Genomic DNA, 6,423 nt, shown 5'->3' with positions numbered 1-6,423 from the left:
GGCGACGCGCCGACGATGGCCGACTTGCGGGCGCTCGACTACACCGACAAAATAGTCACCGAAGCCCTTCGTCGCTATCCTCCCGCCTACGTCGTCTTCCGCGAGACGAAGCAGGACGTCATCCTCGGCGGCTACACGATTCCGAGGGACATCGCTGACGCTCCCGCAGTTCGTGATTCAGAACGACGACCGCTGGTTCGACGACCCGGAGACGTTCGACCCCGACCGGTGGACCCCCGAGATGAAAGCCGACCTGCCGGACTACGCCTACTTCCCGTTCGGCGGCGGACCACGCCACTGTATCGGGATGCGCTTTGCGAACGCCGAAATCCGACTCGTGCTGGCGACCATCGCGCAGCGGGTCGAGTTCGATTGTTCCACCGACGAACTCGACTTACGGATGGGGACGACGCTGGAACCGACGAACCCAATCGAGATGACCGTGAAAACGCGTTAGCGCCAGCGTTCGACGGCGGTGCCGACGAGCGCCAACAGTCCGAAGACGATGATGACTAACTCCTGTGCGAGGCTGTTGGGGACGACGTACTTGGCCATCGAAATCCCCCACGCGACCCGTTCGTTGACGGGGGACGCTTCGCGGGTCCGGTTCGGAATTCCCGCCTCGATCGCTGTCGGGCCGTCGCTCCCCTCGCCCGGCAGGCGGTCCGCTTCGTAGGGGAGCGACCCGGTTTCGACCGACCAGACGATTTCTCCCTTCTCGTTCAGTTCGACCACGCGGTCGTTGTACGAGTCGGCGACGAGCGTGTGGCCGTTCGGCAGGCGGTCGGCGTCGCGGGGCCAGTCGAAGACGCCGCTGCCCCCGTACTCCCAGACGACGCTTCCGTTTCGAATCTCGACGATGCGGTCGTGTTCGCTGTCGGCCACTAGAAGCGTGTCGCCGAGCGTGTCGGGGTTGTGCTGTTCGTAGAGGATGTCGCCCGACTTCGAGTAGGAGTCCGGGCCGACGACGGGTTCGAGGTGCGCCGACCCGTTCTCGACGTGCAGGTCCGCGACCGTATCGAAGTTCCGGAGGCTGATGCGGAAGACGCCCGGTCGGATGCGGTCGACGTCGTTGACGTGCGTCCAGTCGCCCTCCTCGTCCATCCCTTCCGGCCGGTCGTAGCGGTCGGTCGCGTTCCACTGCCAGAGGATTTCCTTGTCGCGGTTCACGGCGAACACGCGGTCGTTGCCCATGTCCACCATCACCCAGCGGTCCTCGCCGTTCACGACGTAGTGGTCGGCGTCGTGGAGTTCGTGGGCGTGCAGTTTCGCGTCGAACCACGAGTACTCCCACAGGGTTTCGTTAGTGTCCTGCGCCACGACGCGGAGCGAGTTTCGAACGCAATTATCGTAGCCGTCGTCCCGATATTCGGTCGGGCAGTCCGAATCGGGGAGTTCGTCGGCCACCGCTATCTGCACCCGGTTCGTCCCGAGCGCTTCCACGTCGAACACGTCGTCCGCTTCGGTGTACTCCCAGACGGTTTCTCCGGCCGGGTTCACTTCGATGGCGCGCCCCTCGTGTTGGTACCCTTGCAATGCGATGAGGGTGTTGTTGGCGGGACGTTGCTCGTCGACCGAGAGGGACGGTCGGTCGTGGGTGGTGAGCGCCCCGACTCCGGCGGTGGCGAACAGCACGACCGCGAGGGCGGCGAAGAGTTTCGCTCGGTTGTCGGAGGCCGAAAGCCACGAGGAGGGCGCTGAAATCACTAGTCGGAACTACGACGAGAAGGAAAAAAGCGATTCGGTTCTCGCTCACTTCGTCGCGGAATCAAGACGTTTTCTCACTTCGTCCTTCTTGAGCGCGACGACGGCCTCGCCGTCGATGACCAGCATCGGCGTGCTGTTGACGCCCGCTCGCTGCGCCGCTGTGTCAGACTGGTGCAGGAGCGACTCGTACTCGTTCGACTCGATTTGGGTTTTGATCTCGTCCCGGCGTTTCACGCCCGCTTTCTCCATGAACGAGAGCAGTTTGTCCGTCGTCGCCCACTGTTTCTTCTCCGAGGGTTGGTGGGAGAACACGTACTCGTAGTATCCCCAGAACGACTGCGGGTCGACGTTCCACACCGCGAGTCCCGCTTCCGAGGCGCGCGGTGCGTCCGGCCCCAGAAACGGCTCGTCCCCGAAGTATCCGAGCGTTCGGAGTTCGATGTCGATTTCGCCCGGTTCGACGTACTCGCTCACTATCTCGCCCAGAAACCCCGTGCTGAACTGCGCGCAGTACGGGCACTTCCAATTGCTGAAATACCGTACCGTCGTGTCCGCCGTGCCCGTGCCCGCAATCGCGTACTCGTGCTCGCCAGGGTTCTTCGGAATCGGTGCGCTCGCAACGGGGTTCGAGTTCCCGTTCGTCGCGGACTTGGTTTCGTCGGTGGAGTCCCCGCCCGACGCACCGTCCTGATTGCCACCGAGACAGCCACCGAGAACGGTTACGCCGGTCGTTGCGAGAAGCCGTCGCCGTGAGAGGACCATTTGATTACGGTTCGAACCTCTCGATTGAGAACCTTTCGCCTGTTCTCGGGGGTCGATTACGGACCGGAAATCAGCCGTCACGAACGCTTCGCCCGAAACGGAACACTTCGACCGAAACGGACCGCTTAGCTGTAGTAATATTCGCCGTCGTTTTTCTGCTGGCGGTCGAGCTGACTGCCCGGCTTGTTGATGCGCGGCCGACCCACGTTCTCGTCGCGGCGGAACGTGATGTCGAGGTTGGCGAGGAAGTCGTTCATGCCGTCGCGCATTCCCTTCGGGCGTCCGGCGTGCCCGTGCTCCGCGGGTTCGCCGTCGAACACCATCAGGCGGTCCGAGAGCAGGTCTATCATGTACGTGTCGTGGTCGATGACCAACACCGTCGCGTCCTGAATCTCGGCGTAGCGGCGGATGGCGCGCGTCGCGCGGACGCGCTGTTCGACGTCGAGATACGCCGACGGCTCGTCCAGCAGGTAGAGGTCGGCGGGCTTCGACAGGCAGGCCGCGATGGCGACTCGCTGGCGCTCGCCGCCGGAGAGGTCCGTGAGGTCCTGCTCCATGATGCGGTCGAGTTGGAGCGGTTGGGCGATTTCGGTATCCCAATAGGACGTGCCCATGTCGTCGGTCAGCGACGAGAGGAAGACGTCCACGCGCATCGGCTGGTCGATCTCGATGTACTGCGGTTTGTACGAGATGTCGAGCGCGAAGTCCACGTCGCCCTCGTCCGGTTCGAGCCGTCCGGCGAGGAGCTTTGCGAACGTCGATTTCCCGATGCCGTTCGGGCCGACGATGCCCAGCACTTCGTTCTCGTAAATCGTGCCGCCTTCGACGTCGAGCGAGAACTCGCCCTCGCCGTACGACTTTCGCAGGTCGGGGTACTCCACGAGCGGGTCGGCGGTGACCGTCTCCCGCGGGGCGTGTTCGTCGAACTCGATGGCGTTCGGGCGAATCCGCATGTTCTCGTTGTTGAGGTACCCCTTGAGGTACTCGTTGATGCCGTTGCGCACCGATTTCGGCGTCGTGATGACACCGTACGCGCCGGGTTCGCCGTACGCGACGTGCAGGTTGTCGGCCACGAGGTCGAGGATGGCGAGGTCGTGTTCGACCACGAGCATGGAACGGCCCTGCTCGTTCGCCATCTCCTGTAGCAGGCGTGCGACAGTGACTCGCTGGCTGATGTCGAGATACGGCGTGATTTCGTCGAGGAAGTAGAAATCGGCGTCGCGGGCGAGCGCCGCCGTCAGAGCGACGCGCTGGAGTTCGCCGCCCGAGAGACTGTCGATGTCCTGGTCCATCACGTGCTCGATTTCGAGCCGCTCGAGGAGGTCGTCGAGGACGCCGCGCTCGTCGGTTCGGGAGAGCAGGTCGGCGGTGCTTCCATCGAACTGGTCGGGAATCTTATCGACGTACTGCGGTTTTCGCGCGACGGTCACGTCGCCGTCGCGGACTTCGCTCAGGTAGTCCTGAAGTTCGGTTCCGCGGTAGCGGTCGAGGATGGTGTCCCATCCCGGCGGGTCGTCGAACTGGCCGAGGTTCGGCGCGAGTTCTCCCGCGAGAATTCGCACGGCCGTCGTTTTCCCGCTCCCGTTCGGCCCGAGAATCCCCGTAACCTGTCCCTCTTGGGGCACCGGCAGTCCGTAGAGCGAGAAGGCGTTTTCGCCGTAGCGGTGGACGGGGTCCTCCTGTAGCTCGCTCGGGAGGTTGATGATCTCGATGGCGTCGAACGGACACTTCTCGACGCAGATACCGCAGGTTTCGCCGAGGCATATTTCCTCGCTGATGTGCACCTGGTCGGGCTGTCCCTCGGCGGTGTCCTCGCCGCGGAGTGTGATACACTCCTTGCCCGTCCGGTTCGGCGGGCAGAAGTTCTTACACTCGTAGTTGCATCGGTCGGGGGAACACCGCTCGAGGTCCACGACCGCGATACTGTCGTCCGCCATGTTTAGAGCTCCACGTGGTTGATGAGGAGAATACCCCACGTGATGTACCAGAGCGAGAACGTCATGAACGCGACGAAGAGTGTGTCTTTGATTCCGTCCAACTCATAGCCCATGAGATACAATAGCGGGAGTTGGACGACCACGAACGCGAGCATGATGGTCAATCCCATCTGGTCTGTCGCCGCCGTCTTCGACGTCCCCACTATCATAGCGGAGGCGAACCCGGCAACGATGCCAGATATCGAAGCGAGCGACGTGACGGTGATGCTCCTGAGATGGGCCGCCCGTCGCTCTGATGCCTTTTCAGTCGCCATGAGTGGCAATCGGGTACCCGGCCTCAAAAGATGTTCGCTTGTCCATACCTCTTCTCGCCGTTCGAGATGCTCCCCGCGAACGCCGACCCGAATACTGACGGTGGGTGACTTTTGGGGCATGCGTGTGATACTGTACCAACGTCGGCACAGGGTGCCGTCGAAAACGCTCCGAGACCGGCTTCGTCATTCGAATTCGTCTTGCCGTAGCGGTGCCCTCGGAGCGTCTCCGTGCCATTGCGTCTCAATAGCTTTATCACGATGGCGTGTTTCGATTCGTAACGATGATGAGCCAGACCGAACGGGAGCAAATCGACGATCTCCCCCCAAGTGCCAAACTCGTTTTCAAGGTTCTCGAATACAAAGGGTCGCTCACCCAGAAGCAGATCGTGGACGAGTCGATGCTGTCCGCACGGACGGTCCGCTACGCGCTCGAACGACTCGAAGACATCGGCGTCGTGGACGAGGACATCTACTTCGCGGACGCGCGGCAGAACCTCTACGAAATCGACGTGCCGACCGAAGTGGAACCGGACCAGTGTGCGGACGCCCAGTGCGCGGAATAGTCGCGCCGTCTCTCTCTTTTCTGTCTCTCACAAAAGCCGCAGTGCCCGCTATCCACACCGCTTTGTGTTCCCGCGTGGATGACCGGATATGAACGTGTTCGTCATCGGCGGTACCGGACTCATCAGCACCGGAATCGTCGCTCGACTCGCCGACGACGGCGACACCGTGACGGTGTTCACGCGCGGGAATCACGACGAGGAACTGCCGGACGGCATCACGCACGTCGAAGGGGACCGACACGACACGGACGTCCTCGAAGCAGCGGTCGCGGACGCCGACCCCGACGCGATAGTGGACATGGTCTGTTTCTCGCCGGAAACGGCGCGTGAGACCGTCGATGCAGTCGCGCCCCACATCGACCAGTACGTCTTCTGTAGCACCGTCGATGTCTACCACCGCCCACCAGAGCGCAACCCCATCACTGAGGCCGCAGCTAGACACCCGAACGTGAGCGACTACGGCCGCAACAAAGCCGACGCCGAGGACGTGTTCATGGATGCCCACGAGGACGGGAGATTCGAGACGACCGTCATCCGCCCGTGGAGCACTTACGGCGAAGGCGGCGGCGTCCTCCACACCTTCGGGGACGACACGTACTACCTCGACCGCCTTCGGGCGGGAAAGCCCGTCGTCGTCCACGGCGACGGCACCTCGATTTGGGGGCCGTGCCACCGCGACGACGTGGCCCGCGCGTTCGTGAACGCCGTCGGCAACGAGGACGCCTTCGGCGAGGCCTACCACGTCACGAGCGAGGAGTTCATCACGTGGAACCAGTACCACCGCCGAGTCGCCAGCGCCATCGGCGCGCCCGAACCGGAACTCGTCCACGTCCCGACCGAGGTGCTGACCGCCGTCGCACCGGAGCGAACCGCGATGCTCCGGGACCACTTCCAGTACGCGACGACGTTCGACAACCGCAAGGCGAAACGCGACCTCGATTTCGAGTACACGATAGACTTCGAGACGGGCGTCGCCCGGACGGTCGAATGGCTGGACGAGCGGGACCGAATCGACGACTGGGAGGAAGAACCGTTCGAGGACGCGCTCATCGAGGAGTGGCGGGTCGCCACGTCCGACGTGGTCGCGGAAATGGGGACGTATCGATAATCGAAAACCGAGAGACGACCGCGGTGCCGGCG

General features: G+C 63.0%; 6 protein-coding genes and 1 pseudogene. 3 read left to right on the top strand and 4 right to left on the bottom strand.

Features of this window, described 5'->3' with window-relative positions; genetic code table 11:
* Positions 1-15: 15 nt before the first annotated feature.
* Positions 16-457 (top strand): annotated as a pseudogene (locus BG842_RS32905) (cytochrome P450).
* Here BG842_RS32905 and BG842_RS02320 read toward each other — a convergent pair.
* The 4 genes from BG842_RS02320 to BG842_RS02305 form a co-directional block, all read right to left on the bottom strand.
* The gene (locus BG842_RS02320) at positions 454-1,707 is read right to left on the bottom strand and encodes a hypothetical protein (RefSeq protein ID WP_069449525.1); all 1,254 of its coding nucleotides are present in this window, start codon (positions 1,705-1,707) and stop codon (positions 454-456) included. The pseudogene BG842_RS32905 and the gene BG842_RS02320 sit on opposite strands and share 4 nt — an antisense overlap.
* Before the next feature lie 45 nt (positions 1,708-1,752).
* The gene (locus BG842_RS02315) at positions 1,753-2,469 is read right to left on the bottom strand and encodes a DsbA family protein (protein WP_069449524.1); all 717 of its coding nucleotides are present in this window, start codon (positions 2,467-2,469) and stop codon (positions 1,753-1,755) included.
* 125 nt (positions 2,470-2,594) lie between these two features.
* A complete protein-coding gene (locus tag BG842_RS02310; protein WP_069449523.1) occupies positions 2,595-4,406 on the bottom strand; it encodes a ribosome biogenesis/translation initiation ATPase RLI in 1,812 nt (603 codons plus the stop codon).
* A gap of 2 nt (positions 4,407-4,408) precedes the next feature.
* Positions 4,409-4,720: a hypothetical protein gene (locus BG842_RS02305; protein ID WP_069449522.1), complete on the bottom strand. Its 312-nt coding sequence runs from the start codon at positions 4,718-4,720 to the stop codon at positions 4,409-4,411.
* A 284-nt stretch (positions 4,721-5,004) separates the two neighbouring features.
* On the opposite strand from BG842_RS02305, the gene BG842_RS02300 reads away from it, so the two are divergent.
* Together BG842_RS02300 and BG842_RS02295 are read left to right on the top strand one after the other, a co-directional pair.
* Positions 5,005-5,283 carry a winged helix-turn-helix domain-containing protein gene (locus BG842_RS02300; RefSeq protein WP_026177832.1) on the top strand — a complete coding sequence of 93 codons (279 nt, stop codon included), beginning with the start codon at positions 5,005-5,007 and terminating at the stop codon, positions 5,281-5,283.
* Between the two features lie 88 nt (positions 5,284-5,371).
* On the top strand, positions 5,372-6,391 hold the full coding sequence (locus BG842_RS02295; RefSeq protein WP_069449521.1) for an NAD-dependent epimerase/dehydratase family protein: 1,020 nt from the start codon (positions 5,372-5,374) through the stop codon (positions 6,389-6,391).
* Positions 6,392-6,423 lie beyond the last annotated feature (32 nt).

The sequence above is a fragment of the Haladaptatus sp. W1 genome (genome assembly GCF_001723155.1).
Classification (GTDB): domain Archaea; phylum Halobacteriota; class Halobacteria; order Halobacteriales; family Haladaptataceae; genus Haladaptatus; species Haladaptatus paucihalophilus.
The sequence above is the reverse complement of the archived record's forward strand: the minus strand, read 5'-3'. Positions and strand labels throughout refer to the sequence as shown.

Excerpts from the sequence above, each read along its gene's own strand:
- BG842_RS02310 (WP_069449523.1), bottom strand. The coding sequence starts at position 4,406 with ATGGCGGACGACAGTATCGCGGTCGTGGACCTCGAGCGGTGTTCCCCC.
- BG842_RS02300 (WP_026177832.1), top strand. The coding sequence starts at position 5,005 with ATGAGCCAGACCGAACGGGAGCAAATCGACGATCTCCCCCCAAGTGCC.
- BG842_RS02315 (WP_069449524.1), bottom strand. The coding sequence starts at position 2,469 with ATGGTCCTCTCACGGCGACGGCTTCTCGCAACGACCGGCGTAACCGTT.
- BG842_RS02295 (WP_069449521.1), top strand. The coding sequence starts at position 5,372 with ATGAACGTGTTCGTCATCGGCGGTACCGGACTCATCAGCACCGGAATC.
- BG842_RS02305 (WP_069449522.1), bottom strand. The coding sequence starts at position 4,720 with ATGGCGACTGAAAAGGCATCAGAGCGACGGGCGGCCCATCTCAGGAGC.